This window comes from Sporichthya polymorpha DSM 43042, from assembly GCF_000384115.1.
Lineage (GTDB): Bacteria > Actinomycetota > Actinomycetes > Sporichthyales > Sporichthyaceae > Sporichthya > Sporichthya polymorpha.
Genome location: NZ_KB913029.1, coordinates 1,190,183 through 1,211,485, shown reverse-complemented (window position 1 = coordinate 1,211,485; position 21,303 = coordinate 1,190,183). Strand labels below are relative to the sequence as shown.

At 72.2% G+C, this 21,303-nt stretch carries 20 protein-coding genes; 10 read left to right on the top strand and 10 right to left on the bottom strand.

The window, feature by feature from the left end; all coding sequences use genetic code 11:
• Positions 1 to 4 precede the first annotated feature (4 nt).
• Together SPOPO_RS0105995 and SPOPO_RS0105990 are read right to left on the bottom strand one after the other, a co-directional pair.
• Positions 5 to 883: a TrmB family transcriptional regulator gene (locus tag SPOPO_RS0105995; RefSeq protein WP_019873885.1), complete on the bottom strand. Its 879-nt coding sequence runs from the start codon at positions 881 to 883 to the stop codon at positions 5 to 7.
• A gap of 77 nt (positions 884 to 960) precedes the next feature.
• Entirely contained in the window at positions 961 to 1,752 is a 792-nt protein-coding gene (locus SPOPO_RS0105990) for an SDR family NAD(P)-dependent oxidoreductase (RefSeq protein WP_019873884.1), read from the bottom strand.
• A 291-nt stretch (positions 1,753 to 2,043) separates the two neighbouring features.
• Between SPOPO_RS0105990 and SPOPO_RS0105985 the strand changes: the two genes are divergently transcribed.
• Positions 2,044 to 2,274, top strand: coding sequence for a ferredoxin (locus tag SPOPO_RS0105985; RefSeq protein ID WP_019873883.1), 231 nt, complete (start codon positions 2,044 to 2,046; stop codon positions 2,272 to 2,274).
• A gap of 4 nt (positions 2,275 to 2,278) precedes the next feature.
• The gene (locus tag SPOPO_RS0105980; RefSeq protein WP_019873882.1) at positions 2,279 to 3,028 is read left to right on the top strand and encodes an SDR family oxidoreductase; all 750 of its coding nucleotides are present in this window, start codon (positions 2,279 to 2,281) and stop codon (positions 3,026 to 3,028) included.
• Between the two features lie 465 nt (positions 3,029 to 3,493).
• Here the strand turns inward: SPOPO_RS0105980 and SPOPO_RS0105975 are convergent, their stop codons facing one another.
• From SPOPO_RS0105975 to SPOPO_RS0105960, 4 genes are read right to left on the bottom strand one after another with little or no spacing between them, the layout of a single operon-like run.
• Positions 3,494 to 4,513, bottom strand: coding sequence for an amidohydrolase family protein (locus tag SPOPO_RS0105975; RefSeq protein WP_084670903.1), 1,020 nt, complete (start codon positions 4,511 to 4,513; stop codon positions 3,494 to 3,496).
• Positions 4,506 to 5,888, bottom strand: a complete 1,383-nt coding sequence (locus SPOPO_RS0105970) for a metal-dependent hydrolase family protein (RefSeq protein WP_019873880.1) — start codon at positions 5,886 to 5,888, stop codon at positions 4,506 to 4,508. The genes SPOPO_RS0105975 and SPOPO_RS0105970 overlap by 8 nt, the downstream gene beginning before the upstream one ends.
• The gene (locus SPOPO_RS0105965; RefSeq protein ID WP_019873879.1) at positions 5,885 to 6,352 is read right to left on the bottom strand and encodes a (2Fe-2S)-binding protein; all 468 of its coding nucleotides are present in this window, start codon (positions 6,350 to 6,352) and stop codon (positions 5,885 to 5,887) included. Before SPOPO_RS0105965 ends, SPOPO_RS0105970 begins: the two co-directional genes overlap by 4 nt.
• Before the next feature lie 14 nt (positions 6,353 to 6,366).
• Positions 6,367 to 8,700 (bottom strand): xanthine dehydrogenase family protein molybdopterin-binding subunit, encoded by a 2,334-nt coding sequence (locus tag SPOPO_RS0105960; protein WP_019873878.1) that lies wholly within the window; start codon positions 8,698 to 8,700, stop codon positions 6,367 to 6,369.
• 196 nt (positions 8,701 to 8,896) lie between these two features.
• Between SPOPO_RS0105960 and SPOPO_RS28005 the strand changes: the two genes are divergently transcribed.
• Entirely contained in the window at positions 8,897 to 9,331 is a 435-nt protein-coding gene (locus SPOPO_RS28005) for a nuclear transport factor 2 family protein (RefSeq protein ID WP_051098285.1), read from the top strand.
• On the opposite strand, the gene SPOPO_RS0105945 is transcribed toward SPOPO_RS28005, so the two are convergent.
• On the bottom strand, positions 9,250 to 12,708 hold the full coding sequence (locus SPOPO_RS0105945) for an indolepyruvate ferredoxin oxidoreductase family protein (protein ID WP_019873875.1): 3,459 nt from the start codon (positions 12,706 to 12,708) through the stop codon (positions 9,250 to 9,252). The genes SPOPO_RS28005 and SPOPO_RS0105945 overlap by 82 nt on opposite strands.
• Positions 12,709 to 12,820: 112 nt before the next feature.
• Here SPOPO_RS0105945 and SPOPO_RS0105940 point away from each other — a divergent pair, with 112 nt between their 5' ends.
• The gene (locus tag SPOPO_RS0105940; RefSeq protein ID WP_019873874.1) at positions 12,821 to 13,342 is read left to right on the top strand and encodes an Lrp/AsnC family transcriptional regulator; all 522 of its coding nucleotides are present in this window, start codon (positions 12,821 to 12,823) and stop codon (positions 13,340 to 13,342) included.
• On the opposite strand, the gene SPOPO_RS0105935 is transcribed toward SPOPO_RS0105940, so the two are convergent.
• The 3 genes from SPOPO_RS0105935 to SPOPO_RS0105925 are packed head-to-tail and all read right to left on the bottom strand — an operon-like array spanning position 13,305 to position 16,068.
• Positions 13,305 to 13,604, bottom strand: coding sequence for a Dabb family protein (locus SPOPO_RS0105935; RefSeq protein WP_019873873.1), 300 nt, complete (start codon positions 13,602 to 13,604; stop codon positions 13,305 to 13,307). The two genes, SPOPO_RS0105940 and SPOPO_RS0105935, sit on opposite strands and share 38 nt — an antisense overlap.
• A complete protein-coding gene (locus tag SPOPO_RS0105930; protein WP_019873872.1) occupies positions 13,601 to 14,848 on the bottom strand; it encodes a cytochrome P450 in 1,248 nt (415 codons plus the stop codon). Before SPOPO_RS0105930 ends, SPOPO_RS0105935 begins: the two co-directional genes overlap by 4 nt.
• Positions 14,845 to 16,068: a cytochrome P450 gene (locus SPOPO_RS0105925; protein WP_019873871.1), complete on the bottom strand. Its 1,224-nt coding sequence runs from the start codon at positions 16,066 to 16,068 to the stop codon at positions 14,845 to 14,847. The genes SPOPO_RS0105930 and SPOPO_RS0105925 overlap by 4 nt, the downstream gene beginning before the upstream one ends.
• 213 nt (positions 16,069 to 16,281) lie before the next feature.
• On the opposite strand from SPOPO_RS0105925, the gene SPOPO_RS0105920 reads away from it, so the two are divergent.
• The 6 genes from SPOPO_RS0105920 (at position 16,282) to SPOPO_RS0105895 (ending at position 21,266) form a co-directional block, all read left to right on the top strand.
• On the top strand, positions 16,282 to 16,980 hold the full coding sequence (locus SPOPO_RS0105920) for a ThuA domain-containing protein (protein ID WP_019873870.1): 699 nt from the start codon (positions 16,282 to 16,284) through the stop codon (positions 16,978 to 16,980).
• Positions 16,962 to 17,813, top strand: a complete 852-nt coding sequence (locus SPOPO_RS0105915) for an SDR family NAD(P)-dependent oxidoreductase (protein ID WP_019873869.1) — start codon at positions 16,962 to 16,964, stop codon at positions 17,811 to 17,813. The genes SPOPO_RS0105920 and SPOPO_RS0105915 overlap by 19 nt, the downstream gene beginning before the upstream one ends.
• A 102-nt stretch (positions 17,814 to 17,915) precedes the next feature.
• The gene (locus tag SPOPO_RS0105910) at positions 17,916 to 18,773 is read left to right on the top strand and encodes a branched-chain amino acid ABC transporter permease (RefSeq protein WP_019873868.1); all 858 of its coding nucleotides are present in this window, start codon (positions 17,916 to 17,918) and stop codon (positions 18,771 to 18,773) included.
• Positions 18,774 to 18,776: 3 nt separating this feature from the next.
• Entirely contained in the window at positions 18,777 to 19,790 is a 1,014-nt protein-coding gene (locus tag SPOPO_RS0105905) for a branched-chain amino acid ABC transporter permease (RefSeq protein ID WP_019873867.1), read from the top strand.
• The gene (locus SPOPO_RS0105900) at positions 19,790 to 20,578 is read left to right on the top strand and encodes an ABC transporter ATP-binding protein (RefSeq protein WP_019873866.1); all 789 of its coding nucleotides are present in this window, start codon (positions 19,790 to 19,792) and stop codon (positions 20,576 to 20,578) included. The genes SPOPO_RS0105905 and SPOPO_RS0105900 overlap by 1 nt, the downstream gene beginning before the upstream one ends.
• A complete protein-coding gene (locus tag SPOPO_RS0105895) occupies positions 20,559 to 21,266 on the top strand; it encodes an ABC transporter ATP-binding protein (protein ID WP_019873865.1) in 708 nt (235 codons plus the stop codon). The genes SPOPO_RS0105900 and SPOPO_RS0105895 overlap by 20 nt, the downstream gene beginning before the upstream one ends.
• The last annotated feature ends 37 nt before the right edge of the window (positions 21,267 to 21,303 follow it).

Below are 21,303 nucleotides of genomic sequence, written 5' to 3'. Positions count from 1 at the left end.
CGGTCTAGCGGCGGGGGCGGCGCGGCGGGGTGCCGGTGCCGGCGCCGCGCTTGAGGATCGCGGCGGGGGCGCCGTGGTCGGCGCGGAGGCGGCGGAGCCGGGGGTTCTCGGTCCAGAACGACTCGAACTCGTCCGGGGCGAAGCGCTCGGCGATCAGATGCATCGCGATGTCGTGCCGGACGTACTCGACGGCGACGAGGACGACGGCCGGGTCGTCGGTGTAGACGCCCCAGGCGTCGCCGTTGACGACGCCGCCGATGACGGCCTGCTCCCGGTCGCCGGAGACGACCAGCAGCCGGCAGCCGAGGTTCTCGAGGACGACCTCGGGCGAGGAGAAGCGGTGCGGGGTCGTGTTGCCGACCGGGTCCTTGTCCTCGCCGAAGGTGACGACGGAGACGTCGACGCCGTCGGCCTCGGCGCGGCGGGCCGCGGGCTTCAGCGGGTCGAGCTCGGCCGGGAAACCGGAGAGGAAGACGTCGGTGCGCGCGGCGGCGATGACGTCCTCGGCGCGGGCGAGCAGGGAGGAGCGGTCGGAGAGGCTGTGGACCAGGCGGACCTGCGTCGGCGAGGCGATCTCCGGGAGGGCCTCGCGCAGGGTGTCCATCGACTGGTCGAACTCGCGGCGCATCCGGTCGAGCAGCGCGGACGGCGGCAGCGAGATGTAGCCGACGTTGTCCTCACCGGCGCGAACCTCGTACGCGGCGCCCCGGGCGACGAGCTTCGCGAGCGTCTCGTAGACCGTGCTGCGGGGGACGCCGGAGCGCTTCGCCACCTCGTAGCCGTTGAGCGGGGCGCCGGCCGCGACGAGGGCGACGTACGCCTTCGCCTCGTAGCCGGACATGCCGAGTCGCTGCAGCTCCTCGATGACGTTCTGCTGCGACATTCCGCCATCATTCCACCCCGCGAACGCGTGCCGCGGGACGCGCCCCGCGGCCCACGGGGAGACGGACACCGGCTGCCCTAGGCCAGGGAGTCGTCGCCCGGGCCCACCGAGTCGACCGACTTCGGCCGGGGCAGGCTGGCGAGGGTGCTCTTGAGCAGGCCGCCGTCGACGGCCAGGACCTGGCCGGTGATGTACGTGGCCTTCTCCGAGGCGAGGAACAGGACGGTGTCGGCGATGTCCTCGCTCGACCCCAGACGGCCCAGCGGGACCCGTGCCTGGCGCAGGCGGCGCACCTCGGGGTCGGCGTAGATCGCGTCCGACATCCCGGCGTCGATGAGGCCGGGCGCGACGCAGTTGACGCGGATGCCGAGCGGCGCCCACTCCATCGCCTGGTGCTCGGACAGCCGGATGACGCCGGCCTTCGAGGCCGAGTAGGCGCCGGCGTTGGGGGCGGCCGCGACGCCGTTGACCGAGGCGATGTTGACGATCGCGCCGTCGCCGACGGTCGCCATGCGGCGGGCGACGGTGCGGCCGACGAGGAACGTGCCGGTCAGGTTGACGCGCAGGGCCTGCTCCCAGTCGGCGAGCGAGACCTCGAGCAGCGGGCCGAACCGCACGATGCCGGCGCTGTTGACGAGCAGGGAGGGGGCGTCGGGCAGGGAGGCGACGGCCGCCTCGACGGCCGCCTCGTCGACGACATCGACCTGGCGGGGCACGCAGATCTCGCCGAGCTCGGCGGCCAGTTCCTCCACGCCGGCGGCGTTCACGTCCCACGCCGCGATGCGGTAGCCGAGCTTCGCCGCCGACCGCGCGATGACGGTGCCGATGCCGTTCCCGGCGCCGGTGACCACCGCCCACTTCTCGGTCATGCGAGCCCCTCCTCACCCCGTGGGACCGCGACCGGTCCGGACGGCGCCCATGCGACGTTGTTCTTGTAACGACGCTACTTCCTCGCCGACCGATCGTCCAGCGTCGTCCCCCGCATTTGTCCGCTGATACATGCGTGTAACGCGGAATCTTGGCGTGCGGATGGGTTGCGCGTTCAAAGACGCTAAGCCTCTAGCTACTACCCCGCCCGGCGGCCTAGCCCGCCACCGCGCGGAGCGATTACAGTGCGAGCTCGCCGCCCCCGACCGTCCGCCCCCGAGGAGGTGCGTGGAATGAGCGCGAAGCTCTGGATCGACTCCGACATCTGCATGAGCTCGGGTCGCTGCGTCGCCGACCTGCCCCGCGTGTTCCGCTTCGACGACGAGGAGATCGCCGAACTCGTCCCCGACGCGGAGATCGACGCCGAGTTCGAGGCGCACCGCGACCGGCTGGTCGCCGCCGTGCGCAACTGCCCGGCCGGCGCGATCCACCTGCAGCAGAACGGCGTCGAGGTGGAAGCCTGACGTCATGGATCTCGGACTCTCCGGCCGCCGAGCGGCCGTCGGCGCCGCGAGCGCCGGACTCGGGTACGCCTGCGCCGAGGCCCTCGTCGCCGAGGGCGCGGAGGTCGTGATCTGCGGGTCGGACGCCGGCCGCGCCGAGGCCGCCGCGAACAAGCTCGGCGGCGGGACGCAGTGGCTCGTCGCCGATCTCGCCGACCCGCTCGGGGCCGAGCGCTTCGTGCTCGAGGCTCGGGACCGGCTCGGCGGGCTCGACGTCCTCGTCGTCAACGGCCCCGGCCCCGCGGCGGGCACCGCGCTCGACACCCCGGCCGACGCGTACCAGGCGGCGCTCGACCGCAGCCTGCTCGCGGTCGTGCGCCAGTGCCTCGCGGTCGTGCCCGACATGCGCGCGCAGCAGTGGGGCCGGATCGTCGCGATCACCTCGCTCGGGGTCCGCCAGCCCTACGCGAACCTCGCGCTCTCCAACGCCGCCCGCGCCGGCGCGACCGGCTTCCTGCGCACCCTCGCCACCGAGGTCGCGGCCGACGGCGTCACCGTGAACTCGGTCCAGCCCGGCGTTCACGCCACCGACCGCGTCCGCCGCGTGTTCGACGACAAGGCCCTCGCCGCCCAGCTCGCGGGGGTCCCCGCCGGCCGGCTCGGCGAACCGGCCGAGTTCGGCGCGCTCGTCGCGTTCCTGTGCTCGAACCTCGCCGCGTACGTCACCGGCGCCGCGATCCCCGTCGACGGCGGCGCCAACCGCGCCCTGCAGTAGTCCCCACCCACCCTGCACAAGAGATGTCATCTCCAGTGCAGTGGTGCGGGGCGGCAGCTCGCGGGCCCGCCTGCGCCGAGTGCGCAGATCAGCACCAGCCGGGGCGCCGGCACCCGTGCTCAACTGCGCACTCGGTGCAGATCGGCCCGCGCGGGCGACGGGGACGCGGCGCGCGGCCGGTCGAGGTACTTCCTTCTCCCGAAAGCGCAGCACAGCACGCGGGAACGGCCGTTCGGCGTGCTTCCTTCTCCCCAAAGCGCAAGACAGCACCTCCGGGCCCCCTGGGGGTGCCCACCTGCGCCGAGTGCGCAGATCAGCACCAGCCGAGGCGCGGGCACCCGTGCTCAACTGCGCACTCGGTGCACCTCGGCCCGCGGGCACCGAGGCAGCGGCGGCGCCAACCGCGCCCTCCAATGGTTTCGGCCGGCCCTGCACAAGAGATGTCATCTCCACTGCAGGGGTGGGTCAGGGGAGGCGGAGGAGCCGGGCCGCGTTGGCGGCGAGGGTGGGGGCGAGGGGGCCGGGGCCGTCGTGCGCGCCGGAGTCCCAACCCGCGAAGTTGGTGCCGAACACCAGGCGCTCGGTGCCGGCGTGGGAGGCGAGGAGCTCGAGCGAGCCCGCGTCGTGGACGTGGGTGTCGAACCACAGCTGCCGGTAGTAGTGCGCGAAACCGTTCTCCCGCAGGGCTTTCGAGGCCCACGGCCGGACCTCCACGGCGCGGGCGAGGCGGCCGGCGAGGAAGGCGGCGGCCCCGCCGCCGTGGCTGATGCACACGTCGAGACCGGGGTGCCGCTCCAGGATGCCGCCGCACACGAGCGCCGCGACGGCGAGCGTCTCGTCGCGGGCGAAGCCGAACAGCAGGTCGAGGTCGAACCGGCGCAGCCGCACGTCGTCCGGCGGGCCCTGCTCCCCGAGCGGCGTGGGGTGCACGAACAGCGGGACGTCGAGGTCGACCAGCGCCTCGTACAGCGGGTCGAGCGCGGGGTCGTCGAGCGTCCGTCCGGCGGGGTCGGTGTCGATGTACGCCGCGCGCAGTCCGAGGTCGCGAACGCTGCGCCGCAGCTCGGCGATCGCGGCCGGGACGTCCTGCATCGGCAATTGGGCCGCGCCGAGCAGGCGGTCGGAGTGCTTGCCGACGAGCGCGGCGAGCGCGTCGTTGTGCGTGCGCGCGAACCCGATCGCCGCGTCGGCGTCGAGCCGGCCGAAGTACGTCAGCGGGTTGGGGGAGAGCAGCTGGACGTCGATGCCGGCGGCGTCCATCGCCGCCAGCCGCACGTCGACGTCCATGAACGGCGAGCCGCGGTAGCGGACGCCGCGGAGCACGTACTCGCCGACGCGGTAGAACGGCGTGCCGTCCTCGGTGACGCCGAGCTCCGGCCCCGCCGCCCCCGCGGCGCCGAGGCTGACCTCGAGCACCGCGTGGGCGTGGACGTCGACGATCTTTGGAGCCGACCCTGCCGGCGAATCTGAGGCGACGTCAGACACGGGCGAGCTTCTCGAGCTGCTCCTCGGTGAGGGCGAGGCCACGGGTCAGGGGGCAGGAGGCGAGCATCCGGACCTGGTCGCTGCTGCGCATCTTCCGCTCGGGGATCGGCGTCGTGAGGTCGATGCGCCGGCCCTCCTTGATCACCTCGACGATCTTCGACCGGTCCTGGAGGATCGTGATGTCGGCCAACGGATTCCCGTCGAGAACGAGGACGTCGGCGATGCGGCCGACCTCGAGCGTGCCGAGCCGGCCCTCCATCCGCATGGCGAAGGCGCCGTTGCGGGTGGCCGCGACGATCGCGTCCATCGGGGTCATGCCCATGTACTGGACGAACATCTCCAGCTCGCGGGCGTGCCACTCACCGACCGGCGTGACGGCGAACCCGGTCTCGGACCCGGCGAGGAACGTGACGCCGAGCTCGTGGGCCTTGGCCATCTGATTGGCCGTCACCTCGACCTCGGCGCGGAACACGTCGAGTAGTTCGGGTGCGGTGCCGATCTTCAACCCGTAGTCGGCGAGATTGCCGAGCAGCGTGAAGGTCGGGCAGAGCGCGGCGCCGGACTCCAGCACCGCGTCGAGCGCACGGTCGTCCATGTAGGACGCGTGGTAGATCAGGTCGACCCCGGCCAGCGCGGCCTCGCGCGTGCTCTCGGAGTTGCGGCAGTGCGCGACGACCCTGGTGTTGAGCTCGTGCGCGGCGTCGCAGACGGTCCGGAGCTCGTCGAAGCTCCAGACCTTGACCTCGGGGCCCTTCATCGACGGGATCAGGCCGGTGACCATGATCTTGATCCAGTCGACGCCGTACTTGATCTGACGCCGGATCTCGTTGACCATCATGTCCCGGTTGTGGACGACGGTCGCGTACCCGGTGGTCCCCTCGTCCTTGATCATCCGGCCCGCGGTGCCGCCGAGCATCGTCATCAGCGCCTGGCCGCCGGCCCGCATGCGCGGGCCCTCGACGATGCCGGTCTCGATCGCGTCCCGGAGCTCGACGCCGATGTTCCACAGGCAGTCGGCGTCGAGGACGCTCGTCACGCCGGCGCGAAGCACCTTGCGCGCGTTGTACGCCGACAGCATCGAGCTGTAGGCCTCGGTGCGGTGGTGGAACAGCTCGTCGTTGCCGGTCGGCTCGCCGAACGTGAGGTGCGTGTGCGCGTCGATGAGGCCGGGCATGACGGTGCGGCCGGTCGCGTCGATGCGGACGTCCACACCGTTCGCGGCGGCCTCGTCGTCCGCGGCCCGTCCGAGGGCGGCGATCCGTCCGTCCCGGATGAGGACCGACTCGCCCGGGCGGGCCGCCGCCCCCGTCCCGTCGATCAGAGTTCCGCCGACGAGCAGAGTGGTGCTGGATCCTTGCGACAGTCCTTGCGTCACGACTTGGCGGCCATCTTTCGCGCTGCCGACTCGATCGCCTTGCGGATGCGAAAGTAGGTGCCGCAGCGGCAGACGTTCTGGATCGACCGGATCTGCGCGTCGGTCGGCTTCTTCGTCCGCTTGAGCAGCGCGACCGCGTTCATGATCTGGCCGGGCTGGCAGAACCCGCACTGCGGGACGTCCTGCTCGATCCAGGCCTCCTGAACCGGGTGCAGCTTGCCGCCCTTGGCCAGGCCTTCGATCGTCGTCACGGACTTGCCGGCGACCTCCGAGACCTTGACCGAGCACGGCGTGATCGCCTGGCCGTCGAGCAGAGAGGTGCAGGCCTTGCAGTCATTGATGCCGCAGCCGTACTTCGGGCCCGTGATGGCGAGCTTGTCCCGCAGCACCCACAGCAGAGGGAGGTCCCTCGGGGTGTCCACGGTGACGTTCTTGCCGTTCAGCCGGAAGGTGTACTTGGGCACGGAACACCCTTTCTCTACGAGAACGCCGGCGGGGGCAGCTGGCCGGGCGCGAACGGTTCGAAGTCGACCGGGTGGACGATCGGGAACTTCCGGGGGCGGATGCCGGTCACCTTGGTGTAGGCCTGGGCGATCGCGCCGGTCGGGGCGGCCATGCCGACCTCGCCGGTCCCACCGATCGGGTCACCCTTGTCGGGCATGACGATGACCTGGATGTCGGAGGGCATGTCCCGCATCCGCAGCCACTTGTACTGGGAGAAGCTGCCCTCCAGCGGCAGGCCGTCGACGATGTGCAGACCGGCCTTGAGCGTCAGCGAGATCGCCTCGGCGAGACCACCCTCCATCTGCGCGATGATGCCGAGCGGGTTGATCGGCTTGCCGCAGTCGATGGCGATGACGGCCTTGGTCACCCGCGGGATCTTCGGGTTGCGGGCGTCCAGCTCGATGAGCGCCGCGGTGTGCGAGCGGCTCTCCGAGTGGAAGGCGATGCCCTGGGCGTGGCCCTCCGGCATCTTCTTGCCCCACTGCCCGCGCTCGGCGACGGCGTCGAGGACGGCGCGCGAGCGGTCGGACTTGAGCAGGACCCGCCGGAACTCGTACGGGTCGACCTTGAGCTTCTCGGCGAGCTCGTCGATGAACATCTCCTCGCTGCCGCGCGCCGTCTGGCAGGGGACGCTGCGGTAGGAGGACGTCGGCATGCCGAGCGAGACCTCGAGCTGACGCTTGTCCTGGGCGCCGAGGTTGTACGGCGAGGACACCATCGTCGTGAAGACGCCCTGGCCGAACCCGTCGTTGACGATCGCCTGCTTCGCGCCCTGCGGCATCTCCGTGATGATCGCGGAGAAGATCTCGCCGAGGCCGTGCCGGTAGTCGGTGGAGACACCGGCGACCCGCTGCTCGGACGACACGACCTTGTTGTCGAGGATCGTCGCGCGGAACCGGTGCACGTTCTGCGGACGGTGCCGGCCGTGCCGGAAGTCGTCGGTGCGGGTCCACATCAGCTTGATCGGGCGGCCGACCTGCTGAGAGACCAGCGCCGCCTCCATCGCGGCGTCGAAGAACACGCGCCGGCCGAAACCACCGCCGACGGGGACGACGTGCGCCTTCACGGAGTCGATCGGAAGGCCGAGCGCCAACGCGACCTGCTGGCCCGCGACGATCGGGGCCTGGAAGCCGCTCCACAGGTCGGCGCCGTCGGAGCGGACGTCGGCGATCGCGCACTCGACCTCGAGGAAGCCGTGGGCGGCGGGCGCCCACTCGTACTCGGCCTCGACGGTGTTGGCGCCGGCCGGCGGGGCCATGAACGGCAGCATGCTGGCGCGCAGCTTCTGCCCGACGGTCTCGTTCGACTCGTTCGCGACCGGGCCGGAGTCGAACACGGCCTCGACCGCGGCGGCGCCGGCGCGGGCCTGCTCGAACGTCTCGGCGACGACCGCGACGCCGTTCTTGAGCAGGGCCGTGGCGATCACGCCCGGCATCTTCTCGACCTGCGCCTTGTTCCGAAACTCCTGGAGTTCGGCGTTCAGCGTCGGGGCCCGGCGCACCATGGTCGGCAGCGCGCCGGGGACCTGCAGGTCCATCGTGAACTTCTTGCGCCCGGTGACGATGTCGAGCGCGTCGACGCGTCGGGTCGGCTTGCCGACGATCTTGTACTGGCTCGCCTCCTTGAGGCGGACCGCGCCGATCTTGAGGTTCGGGTCGGCGGCGGCGCGGCTCAGCTCACCGAAGGTGGCGGTGCGGCCGTCACCGGAGACGATCACGCCGTCGTGGACCGACAGCGTCGAGGGGTCGACGCCCCACTGCTGCGCGGCGGCGGCCGTCATCCGCATCTTGGCGGTGGCGGCGAGCACGCGGAGCGGGTCGTGGAACTGCCGGTGGCTGCAGGAGCCGGCGGTCATCTGGTTGCAGGCGAGCTCCGGGCGGGCGTCGGCGCAGGTGACCTTGACCTGCTCCAGCGGGCAGTCGAGCTCCTCCGCGATGAGCATGGCCATCGCGGTGGTCATGCCCTGACCCATCTCGATGCGCGGGATGTCGAAGCGCACGATGCCGTCGGTGCCGATGTCCAGTTGCAGCAGCGGCATGGTGGGCGCGCCCGCCATGATGATGGCGTCGGCGATGTCGAACGTTTCCTCGATCGACTGACCGGACGGAACCGCCTGCGTGCTGCCGGTGGCCGCCTCCGCGACGTCCCCGAGGAAGCCGTCCAGCGTCACCGACGTCGCCAGTGACAGTGCGGGGACACCGACGAGGAAGGTCAGGAACGTGCGGCGGCCCAGCCGGACCTCACCGGCGGCGGGTTCCGCGGGCGCACTGCTGGGGGCAGCACCGATGGTGCTCTGTGCGTCGACCATGACCTCGACTCTCCTGTGTGCCGGGCGAAAGCACCCCTGTGGTCTACGTCTCTCACCGAAGACCCTGCCTGAGCGGAAAAGGCGGAGTCAAGGTTCTAGCGACGATATGGGCCAGGGTTTTGCATCGGAGCGTAGGACAAGGGAATCTGGGCGTCGCTAGAACCACAACTCCCCCTCGTGTTCAAGGGTGGCGACGATGACAATTTCCGCCGAGTCGGGTCCCGCATTTGCGACCGTGTCCCGCTTCCTGGCTGCCGTAGCTGCGAGGGATGCGGCGGCGGCAGGAGCCTGCTTCGCGCCGACGGCCACGTACGCCAACATGCCGCACCCGCCCGTGGTGGGTCCGGCGGGGGTCGCGGGGCTGCTTGCGCCGATTTTGAATCGTTCGGAACGTGTCCGCTGGGACCTGGTCTCGGCGTCCTACGCCGCGGACCGGGCCTGGCTCGAACGCGTCGACCGGTTCTGGATTGACGGCCGCGAGTACGCGATCGAGTGCAACGGCGTCGCCGAGATCGACCCGGCGGCCGGGCTGATCACGGCGTTCCGCGACTACGTGGACCTGGCCACCTGGCGGGAGCGGCTCGGGGACGTCCTCTCGTCCCCGGCCGGCCCGGGGGCCGCGGGCGGGTAGGCCGCGAGCGCACCGGCGAGGCGCTCCCGGTAGCGCGCGACGTTCGCGAGCTTGATCTCCTCGTAGCCGCGGACCTCGTCGGGCAGGCCGGCGATCTCGACCGCTGCGGCGAGCGCGGCGGGGGAGAGTCCGCTCAGGAGCCGCTCGATTCCCGTGCGGTACTCCGCGACGAGTTCGCGCTCGACGCGGCGCACCTCGGCCCGCCCGAACGGGTCCCACCGGGTGCCGCGCAGACGGCGGGCGCGGACCAGCGCCCGGAACGCGGGGTCGGCGACGCGCTCGGGGACGGGGATCTTCCGCTGCAGGCCGAGCGCCCGTAACGCCGGCGGGTGCAGGTGGCGGGTGACCCGGGCCCCGGGCCCGAACTCGCGGGCCAGCGCAGCCCGGTTCGCCGGGTCGAGGGCGAGCCGCGCGACCTCGTACTCGTCCTTGTAGGCCATCAGCTTGTGCAGGTTCCGGGCGACGGCCGCCGCCAGGGCGGTGCTGCCCGGGACCACCGCGGCCTCCGCGGTGCGGACCCGTTCGACGACCGCCGCGTACTCCGCGGCGTACTCCGGTCCCGAGTACCCGGTCAGGTCGGCGGTTCGCACGGCGAGCAGGGCGTCGAGGTCGTCGGTCTCCGGTTCGGTCTCCGGCGCGCCGCCCAGGGCTCGGGTGAGACCGGCCGGGTCGGCGACGGCCTGACGGCCGCGGCGGAACGCCTGGACGTTGGCCGTGACCGCGACGCCGTTCAGTTCCAGGGCCCGCTCGATCGCCGCCGGCGGCAGCGGCAACGCGCCGGACTGGCAGGCGACGCCGACGAGCAGGATCGCGGCGTACTGGTCGCTGCCGAGCAGCCGCGCGGACAGGCCGTGGGCGTCGAGCGTCAGTTGCGTCCGGGTCGCGGCGGCGATCCGGCTCAGGACCTCGTCGACGACCGGGAACTCCACCGTCGGGTCGACGACCATCGACCCGGTCGGGATCTGAGCCGTCGAGACCACGGCGGCGGTCCGGGCCGGGTCGGCGGCGGCCAGACGCCCCGGGTCCGCGGCGACGAGCAGGTCGGCCGCGATCAGGACGTCGGCCTCACCCGCGCAGAGGCGGCCCGGGACGTCGATCGGCGCGGTGCTCAGCGTGAGGTCGGAGACGACCGCGCCGCCCTTCTGGGCCAGGCCGGTCTGGTCGAGGCCGCGGACGTGGCGGCCGTCGATCACTGCGGCGGTGGCGAGAACCTGAGCCACCGTCACCACGCCGGCGCCGCCGACCCCGGCGAGCCGGACGCGTACCTCGTCCGGCCGCTGCGCCGGCGGGGCGGGGAGGTCGGCGTCGTCGAGCGCCGGGGCGCGGCGCGGCTTCGCCTCCGCGTCGGGTGCCACCGTCACGAACGACGGGCAGTCGCCGGCCAGGCAGGTGGCGTCGAGGTTGCACGAACCCTGGTGGATGCGGGTCTTGCGACCGTACTCCGTCGGGACCGGGTGCACCGACAGGCAGCCGGACTTCGCCCCGCAGTCGCCGCAGCCCTCGCAGATCCGCTCGTCGATGACCACGCGCTTCGCCGGCGTCGGCGCGAGTCCGCGCTTGCGGGCGCGGCGCAGTTCGGTCGCGCACTCCTGGTCGTGGATGAGCACGGTGACTCCCGGCGTCGCCGCGAGCGTCCGCTGCGCCTCGTCGAGGCGCTTCCGGCTCCAGACCTGGACGCCCGGCGCGAGGCGGGTGCGGCGGTACCGCCGCGGGTTCTCGGTCGTGATGATCGTGCGCGCGACACCCTCGGCCGCGAGCAGCCGCGTCAGGGCGGGGACCGACAGCTGACCGACGGCGTCCTGACCCCCCGTCATGGCGACGGTGCCGTTGTAGAGCAGCTTGTAGGTGATCGAGACGCCCGCGGCGACGGCCGCGCGGATCGCGAGGCTGCCGGAGTGGAAGAACGTGCCGTCGCCGAGGTTCTGCACCAGGTGCGGGGTGTCGACGAAGGGCGCCATCCCGATCCACTGCGCGCCCTCGCCGCCCATCTGCGTCAGGCCGACGACGTCCCCGACCTGGCGCGGGTCCATGAGCAGGACCATCGCGTGGCAGCCAATGCCGGCGCCGACCAGGGAGCCCTCCGTCGGCCGCGTCGAGCTGTTGTGCGGGCACCCGGAGCAGAACGACGGCGTGCGCGGCAGGAGCGGCAACGGCGTCGGGCCGGACTTCGTCCGCACGGGGGCGGGCACGGTCAGGCGGAGTCGCTCCGCGAGTGCGGACGCGATGCTCTCGGGGTCGAGCTCGCCGTGCGGCGGAAGCAGCGGCGCGCCGTCCGGAGTCGTCTTGCCCGAGACCGCCGGGGCGTTCGGGACGCCGTAGAGCACGTCCTTGATCGCGGACTCGAGGAACGCACGCTTCTCCTCGACCACGACGATCTCCCGCAGCCCCTGCGCGAACGTCCGCACGGTGCCCGGCTCGAGCGGGTGGACCATGCCGAGCTTGAGCAGTCGGATCCCGCGACGGCGCAGGTCGGTCTCGTCGAGACCGAGCCGGGCGAGGGCGTGGCGGAGGTCGAGCCAGGTCTTGCCCGCCGCGACCAACCCGATCGTGTCGTCGGTGGAGCGCACGACGATCTCGTTGATCCGGTTGGCCGCGGCGTACCGACGGGCGATCTCCAGCCGGGCCCGGTGCAGGTCACGCTCGAGCGGGCCGAGTGTGGGCTGCAGAAGCCGGCCGGTGACGGTGTGGGTGAACGGCCGGCCGTCGATCGTCCGGTCCGGTGCGACGAAGCGGAACGGCTCGACCGCGACCGTGGCCGAGCCGTCCGCGACGGCGGTGGCCATCTTCAGTGCGGCCCACAGCCCGGAGGCGCGGGAGAGCTCGATGCCGTGCAGGCCGAAGGTGATCACCTCGCCCGGGTCGGCGGGGTAGAGCGTCGGGATCGCGAGGTCGGCGAGGGCGAACTCCGACGCGCACGGGACGCTGGAGGACTTCGCCGCCGGGTCGTCACCGACCACCGCGAGGACACCTCCCGTGGAGTGAGTACCCATCAGATTCGCGTGGCGGATCGCGTCGGTCGCGCGGTCGAGGCCGGGGGCCTTGCCGTACCAGACCCCGACGACCCCGTCGGGGCGCATCCCGCCGGCGACGGCGGCGAGCTGGCTCCCCTGCACCGCGGTGGCCGCGGCCTCCTCGTTCAGTCCGGGGGTGAAGACGACGTCGTGCGCGTCGAGGAGCTCGCGCCGGCGACCGAGTTCGAGGTCGAAGCCGGCGAGCGGCGACCCCTCGTAGCCCGAGACGAAGGTCTGCGTGTTCAGACCACGGGCGCGGTCGGCGCGACGCTGGTCGAGCAGCATCCGGACCAGGGCCGCGATGCCCGTCAGGTGGACGACGTTCCGCGTGGCGACGTACCGGTCGGAGAGGGCGAGTTTCGACATCGTGCTCCGGACGCTAGGCACCGGCCGGGCACTCGTCCAGATACAGTTTTTTGTACTGGGCCAATGGCTCAGTCCGCGCCCGCGCCGACCGTGCCGAACGGAGCACCTGTCCATGTCCGTCGACGACCTCGACCGCGCCCTGCTGCTGGAACTGCTGGAGCGCCCCCGCGCCGGGCTGCGCGAGTACGCGCGGGTGCTGGGCGTCGCGCGCGGCACGGTGGCCGCACGGTTCCTGCGGCTGCAGGAGACCGGGGTGATTTCCGACCTGGCGCCGCAGGTCTCCACGCGCGCGCTCGGCTACCCCGTCGCGGCGTTCGTGCAGCTCGACCTGGCGCAGGGTCACCTCGACTCGGTGGTCGAGGCGCTCACCGAGATCGGTGAGGTCATCGAGGCGCACACCGTCACCGGGGACGGCGATCTGCTCTGCCAGGTCGTCGCGCGCGACACCCCGGAGCTCGAGCACGTGGTGCAGCGCATCATCGCGATCCCGGGCGTCGTGCGGACGCGCTCGCAGGTCGCGCTGACCCAGCGCATCCCACGGCGGGTCCTGCCGCTGGTGCGGCAGGCCGCCGGCAAGGGCGCAGCGCGGGGGAGCGTCAGAGCTCGTACTGCAGCGCCACGCGCTCCGCGATGATCGGGCGGAGGTACTCGGTGACGACCTTGGTGTGCCGCGGGTCCGACTGGTACGCCAGGTAGGCCTCGGAGTTCGGGAAGTCGCCGACCACGACGACGTCCGCGTTGCCCTCGGCCAGCCCGGCGTCGAGCCCGACGGACAGGCGGCCGAGGTCCGCGACCTCGTCCTTCAGGCGGGCGAGGGCGGAGATCGCCGCCTCGCGCTGCTCCGTCGTCGACTCCGGCTGCCACCGGAACATCACGACGTGCCGGAACCCGCTCACGCCGACTCGTCCGGCGCGGCGTCGCCGAGCAGCACCGGGTAGCTGCCCCAGTACGGGCGCAGGGTGTTCTTGTCGCGCTCCGGCGGGTTCTCCGGGTCGCGGCGGACGCCCGCGGTGAGCACGGCCTGGATCGAGCCGGTCAGCAGACCGAACAGGTGGTTGTCGGCGTCGAAGTCCGCGCGGGGGACGACGCCGGCGGCGAGGTCCTGGCCGATGCACACGTGCATGCCGCCGCCGAAGCTCAGACCGAACGGCGCGACGCCCGGAGGCAGCGGCCGGCGCGGGTTGAACTCGGCCGCGTCCTCGCCGAACACCTCGGGGTCGCGGTTGATGTTCTGCAGGTCGAGGATGACGAAGTCGCCCTCGTTCACCTCGCCGGAGGACAGCGACACCGGTGCCAGCGCGCGGCGCTTGCCGATCGGGCTCGACGGGTTCAGCCGCACGGTCTCGTGGATGCAGCGCTGCACGAACAGCTGGTCGGTCCGGATGACCTCGAGGTCCTCGGGGTGCTTCTCGACCCAGCTCAGGATGTGGTCGATCGAGCGCACGAACGCGGTTGCGGTCGTGTGGGCGCCGGCGAGGAGGAAGAACGCGATCTCGCGGCGGAGCACCTCGTGCGTGAGCTCGAGCTCGTCCCAGTTCTCCAGCAGCGTCGTGAGCACGTCGCGCGGGAGTTCGACGTCCTCACCCGCGGCCTTGCGCTCGAGCAGTGCGCGCCGGCGCTCGACCGAGGGCGCGAGGAAGTCGCGGTCCCAGTCGAGCAGGCCGGCGTAGATGCACTTGCGCTGCTCGTCCTTGTCACCGGTCGAGTGCGCCAGCGTCGCGCCCTCGATGAACAGCATCATGTAGCTGTAGAGGTGGTGCGTCTCCTCGGCCGTGCCCTTCGGCCGGTCGACGCCGGCGGTCAGGGCGGCGAGGTTCAGCAGGAGCTCGTGACCGAGCTTCACCAGGTCGACGCGCCCGGCCTCGACGTACGGGGCGAGGGTGCGCTCGATGACCTGCGGGAATAGCTCGCGCTCGTAGCGCTCGAAGACCTCGCGCCGGAACATCTTGTTCTCCGCGCGACGGCGCGCGCGGTGCTCGGCGCCGTGGAGGTTGACGAGGACGTCGCCCATGACGACCTCGCCCTCGTCGTAGAGCGCCTGCCGCAGGTCCTTGGCGCGGTAGACCTCCTTCGCCTCGGCGAACGTGCTCACCACCAGCGGCTCTTTGGCCTCGGGCGTGGACGGAGCGGTGACGGTCATCGGAGGGCCTCCTCGAACACGACCGGGTAGCTGGCGAAGTTGTGACGCTTGGAGTCGGAGTCCAGCCGCGGCGGGTTCGCCGGGTCCGGACGGGCCCCGTTCTGCAGCAGGGCGTGGATCATGAGCGTGACGGTGCCGAAGACGGGCTCGTGGTCGTCCGGCGCACCGGTGTTCTGAACGCCGCCGTCGAGCTCCATGCCGATGCAGGCGTGCATGCCGCCGCCGAAGGAGTGGCCCCACGGCGGGACGCCGTCGGGGAGCTCGCGGTCCGGGTCGAAGAGCTCGCCGTTCGTGCCCCACACGGTGGGGTCGGTGTTCGCGGACCTGAGGTCGAGCTCGACGAGCGACCCGGCCGGGATCTCCATCCCGTTCCGCAGCGTGATGTCCTCGACCGCGGTCCGCCAGGCGACGGGGGACGCGGGGTTCAGGCGCAGCGTCTCCAGCACGCACCGCTGCAGGAAGCGGCGGTCGTCGAGCCGGGAGGCGAACGCGGGGTCGTCGATCCGCGTGAAGACCTGGTGCGCGGAGTGCGTGAACAGGTTCGCGGTGCTGTGCGACCCGGCCTGCAGGTAGAACGCCACCTCGCGGCGGATCTGGCCGTCGTCGACGCCCAGCTCGGCGCGGTTGCGCAGCAGTGCGGTGAGGACGTCGCGGGGGAGGTCCTCCTCGGCGATGCGGCCGGCGGCGAGGTCGGCGAGCAGTGCCTCGCGGCGCTCGCGGGACGGGCGGAGGAACTCGGCCTCGAAGGTCTCCATCGCCGCGGTGACCTCGGCGTGGAGTTCGGCCGGGTCGCGGGTGGAGTGGATCGCGGTCGCGCCGGCGCTGAAGACCCGGGCGAGGTCCTCGAGCCGGTCGGCGCGGTCGGTGTCCTCCGGCGGGTCGATCCCGGCGACCAGCGCGGTCAGGTACATGATCGTCCGCCGCCCGAGGTGGACCAGGTCCGTCGAGCCCGCGGCCAGGACCGGCGCGTAGCTCTGCTCGATCGTCCCCGGGACCAGCGTCAGCTCCCAGTACCGGAAGGTGCCCCGGCGGAACAGCCGGTTCTCGACCCGGCGCCGCAGCTTGTGCTCGTCCCCGTGCAGGGTGATGAGCGCGCCCGACATCACCGCGCCGCCGGCGTCGTAGAGCGCCTGCTTGAGGTCGCGGGAGCGCAGGGCCTCCCGCACGTCGGCGTACGTGCTCAGCACGATCGGCCGCGACACCTCTGCGGTGACGCTCATTCGTCCGCCTTTCGCCGTACCGCTGGACTAGTCGTTACGAAGGTAGCCACTATGAGGCCCATCACTCAAGGGTTGAGCCTTCCCTGAGCTGAACCTGGACGGGTTTGGGGGCTCCTTGTCCCGGTCCGGGGTCGTCGCTAGCGTCATCCTGACGTCCGCGCGCTGATCGAGAGAAACGTTCGGCATCACCGTAAGAGTTCCAGGAGTTGCTTCGTGCGAGCGGTCGTACTGTCCGGTGGTCTGACCCACGACTTCCCCGCCACGACGGCCTGCCTGGCGGACCTGCTCGCCTCCGAGGGCGTTCCCGCGGACGTCCACACCGACGTCGAGGCCGCCTTCGCGGCGCTGCCCGGGGCGGGGTTGTTCGTCGTCAACGCGCTGCGGTGGACGATGACCGGCGCCACGCCCGAGCGCTACCGCGTACTCGCCGAGGTCGAGGGCCGGACGGTCTCGCCCGCGGCGCGCGAGGCGCTCGCGAACCACCTGGCCGCCGGCGGCGGCCTGCTCGGGATGCACACCGCCTCGATCTGCTTCGACGACTGGCCCGAATGGGGCGACATCCTCGGCGGCACGTGGGTGTGGGGCACCTCCTGGCACCCCCCGATCGGGCCGGAGATCACGGTGCGGCCCGTCGAGCGGGCGGCGGACGAGCACGGACTGATCGCCGACATCGACCCGTTCGACCTCGTCGACGAGGTCTACGGCGAGCTCGACCTGCGGCCCGACGTCGACGGACTGCTGACCGCCGTGGCGCCCGGCACCGAGGGCCCGGCCCGCCCGTTGCTCTGGTCGCGCGAGTACGGCGGCGGCCGCGTCGTCTACGACGCGCTCGGCCACCACCCGCCCTCGTACGAGATCCCGGCCCACCGGGAGATCGTGCGCCGGGCGATTCGGTGGACGACGGGTCGCTGACCCGAAACCTCCGGCATCCGCACCGCACCACGCTGAAGATCCGTCAGACGAACGAAGGGAACTCGATCATGGGCCGTCGGCTCGAAGGGATGTCGGTCCTGGTCACCGGCGGTGGCTCGGGGATCGGTGAGGCGACGGTGTACCGCCTGGCGGCCAGGGGCGCCAAGGTCACGCTCACCGGGCGCCGGGCCGACAAGGTTCAGGCGGTCGCGGAGAAGGCCGGCCCCAACGCCCTCGCGGTGCCCGGCGACGTGACCTCCGCGGCGGACCGCGCGGCGATGATCGAGGCCGCGGTCGAGTTCGGTGGCGGGCTGGAGGTCCTGGTCAACTCGGCCGCGAACATGTACCGCGGGTCGGTGGACGAGCTGACCGAACAGGGCCTGGCGGACATCTTCGCCTCGAACGTCATCGCGCCGATGCTGCTGACCGGCCTCGCCCTGCCCCACCTGCGCGAACGGGCCGGCGCGGTGATCTTCTTCGGGTCGGTCCACACCCAGCGCGCGTTCCCCGGCGCCTCGCCCTACGCCGCGACCAAGGGGGCGCTCGAGACGCTGACCGGCGTCCTCGCCGCCGAGCTCGGCCCGCAGGGTGTGCGCGTCAGCTGCGTCCGCCCCGGTGGCGTGCTCACGGAGATCAACCAGCGCGCGGGCCTGATGGACGACGCCACGGCGGCCGCGCGCATGGCCTCCCTCGGTCCCGCGCACGCCATCGGCCGGCCGGGCACCGCGGACGAGGTCGCCGAGTCCGTCGAGTACCTCGCCCAGGCGGAGTGGCACACCGGCGCGGTCCTCACCATCGACGGCGGCCTCGGCCTCGGGGTCACCAACGCCTGAGACGGCGTCACCCGGCCGATCACCCAGGCGGAGCCGAATCCTTGTCACGGTTCCCGCGGCCCTCCTATAGTCGCTAGCCATCCAACGACGCTAGGGGCGCCCGTGAGCGAACAGGTCGTCAACGGCCTGGAGTCAGGCAGTTGGTACGCCCTCATGGCACTGGCTCTCGTGCTGGTCATGCGGGCCACCAACGTGCCGAACTTCGCGATGGCGGAGATGGGCCTGTTCGGCGCGTTTCTGCTCTGGACGCTGATGGACGCGGGCGTCCCGTACTTCGTCGCGATCCCGATCGCGCTCCTCTGTGGGGCGCTGCTGGCGGTGGTCCTCGAACGGGTGCTGATCCGACCGCTGCTGTCGGAGTCCGAGTTCGCCGGCGTGCTCATGACGATCGGCATCTTCGTGGGACTCAATGCGCTGACCCAGCTCTTCTGGGGGTCGCAGCCGCGTGAGGTCGACTCGCCGTTCGACTCGAGTTGGGACGTCCTCGGCACCCGCGTGACGGCCAATCAGCTCGTCTCGCTCGGGCTCGCCATTGCCGTCACATACGCGCTGGCCAGGTATTTCCGCTCCCCGGGCGGCGTTCGGATGCGCGCCGTCGCCGAGGACCGCGTGACGCCGCGACTGGTCGGCGTCAGCGTCTCGTGGGTCTTTCGGACCGCGTGGGCCGTCGCCGGCGTCATCGCGACGCTGGCGATGATCCTGCAGGGTCAGTCGACGCTGCTGACCGACCAGAACGCCGGCTCGATGGTGCTGAAGGGCTTCGTCGCGGCGACCGTCGGCGGCTTCACCTCGGTGTGGGGAGCGCTCGCCGCGGGCCTCGGTCTCGGCGTCATCGAGAACCTCGCGGGCTACTGGATCTCGACGTCCGCCCGCCCGGCGGTGGCGCTGCTGGTCGTCCTGCTCGTGCTGCTGCTCCGGCCCCAGGGGCTGTTCGGCACGGTACGGACACGGGAGGTCTGACCCGTGCCGCGCGCGATCTCGGCGCTGACCGTCGTCAAGGCACTGGCCGTCACGGCCGTCGTGATGGTCCTTCTTACGCTGCCCTCGCTGGTCAACCCGTACCGGCTGTTCCTGGTCTCCCTGGTGGCCGTCTACATGGTCGCCGGGCTGGGTCTGACGATCATCATGGGCTGGACCGGTCAGGTCGTCCTGGCGCAGGCCGCGTTCTTCGGGATGGGTGCCTATCTGACCGCCTACTGGCACGAGTGGATGCCGTGGCCCTTCGCGGCCGCGCTCGCCTGCCTCGCGGCCGCGGCGGCCGGAGCGGTGATCGGGTTCCCGGCCGTCCGCCTGCACGGCTTCTACCTCGCGATCGCCACCCTCGCCTTCGCCGAGCTCGTCCGGCGCGGGTTCGTCGAGCTGGACTCGATCACCGGCGGCATCGCCGGCACCGACGTCGAGCCGGTGCAGTTCGGCGGCCTCGACGTCGCCGCCTCGCAGTGGTACCTCGCGCTCAGCGTCGCGGCGTTCGCGCTGCTCGTCGCGTGGCGCATCCGCGTCACCAGCCTTGGTCGCTGCCTGCTCGCGGTCCGCGACGCCGAGATCGCGACGGCGTCGGTCAGCATCTCCGCGGCTCGCTACAAGCTCGTCGCGTTCGCGCTGTCCGCGGCGATGGGCGCACTCGCCGGCGCGGTCTACGGCCAGCTGCAGGCGTACCTGACGCCGGAGATCTTCGGCGTCGGCCTGCTCATCCAGTTCCTCGTCGTCGCCTTCGTCGGCGGCGTGACGTTCCTGGTCGGCCCGCTGCTCGGCGCGATCTTCGTCGTCGTCGCCCGCGAGCTGCTGCAGGACCTCGGCGCCGGGCAGCGCCTCGCCTACGCGATCGCGCTCATTCTCGTCGTGCGGTTCCTGCCCAGCGGCCTGGCCGGCCTCCCCGAGCTCTGGCGCAAGTTCCGGACGCGGCGTTCGGCGCCAGCGCCGGCGGCCCCGGCGGCGGAGGAACAACCCGCCCTGGCCTCCTCGGGAGGTGACGCCTGATGGCGGACTCGACTCCGGACTCGGTCCTGACGCTGCGGGAACTGGCGGTCAGCTTCGGCGGCAACCACGTCCTGCGGTCGGTCGACCTCGACGTGCCGACCGGTTTCACCGGCCTCGTCGGCCCGAACGGTGCCGGCAAGACGACCGTGTTCAACGTCGTGTCCGGTTACGTGCGCGCGGCCGGCGGCGACGTCCGGCTCGGCGGCGAGACCCTGATCGGCGTCGCGCCCGACGCGATCGCCCGACGCGGGGTCGGCCGCACCTTCCAGACGCCGAAGCTGGTGGCCGGGATCAGCGTCGTCGAGAACGTCATGCTCGGCCTCGACGGGCGCGCGGGACCGCTCGCGCACCTTCGGGCCGTACTCGGGTCACGGCGCGAGTCCCGCCCGGCGCGCGAGCAGTCGCTCGACCTGCTGGAGCGCTTCGGCATCGCGGACCGCGCGAACTCCGAGGCCTCGGCGCTCCCGCTCGCGACGCAGAAGATCGTCGAGGTCGCGCGGGCGCTGATCGCCCGCCCGCGCCTCGTCCTGCTCGACGAACCCGCCGCCGGGCTCGGGGCCGAGGACGTCGAGGCGATGGTCGCGCCGCTGGTCGAACTCGCCGCGGACAACGACCTCTCGGTCGTGATCATCGAGCACGATCTCGCGCTGGTCTCGCGGCTGTGCCCGCGTCTCGCGGTGCTGCACCAGGGCGGCGTGATCGCCCTGGGCACCCCGGCCGAGGTCCTCGCGCAGCCGGAGGTCGTCGACGCCTACCTGGGAGCGGGCTTTGCTGCTGTCGGTCCGTGATCTCGAAGCCGGCTACGGCGGCGCCCACGTCCTGCGCGGGGTCTCGCTCGACGTCGCCCCCGGCGAGATCGTCCTGCTGCTCGGGGCGAACGGCGCGGGCAAGACCACGACCCTGCGGGCGATCTCCGGCGTCGTCGCGACGCGCGCCGGGTCGATCAGCTTCGACGGCCAGGTGTTCTCCGGGCCGCCCGAGGCGCGAGCCGCGCGCGGGCTGGGCCACGTGCCCGAGGGCCGCGGGATCCTCGCCGGGCTGACCGTCGCCGAGAACCTCGACCTCGGCACCGTCCTGCGCAAGGACGGCGCGTCCGCCGTGGCCGCCGACCGCGCGAACCTGCTCGAGCTGTTCCCGATGCTCAAGCCGCGGCTTCAGGAGTCGGCCGCGGCGCTGTCGGGCGGTCAGCAGCAGATGCTCGCGCTCGCCCGTGCGCTGCTCGCCCGGCCGCGGCTGGTCATGCTCGACGAGCCGTCGTTCGGTCTCGCGCCCTCCGTCGTGGACGAACTGCTCGGCCTCGTGCAGCGGCTGCGGGGCGAGGGCACGACCTTCCTCATGGTCGAGCAGCACGCGGCGGCGCTCGCGATCGCCGACCGCGCCTACGTGCTCGCCGGTGGCCGGACCGTGCTCGAGGCGCCCGCCGCCGAGCTCGCCGGCGACGACCGGCTCATCCGTGCCTACCTCGGGGCGCACTGATGCCCTGTTCCGGAAGTTGCCCCGTCCGTTGCCCCCG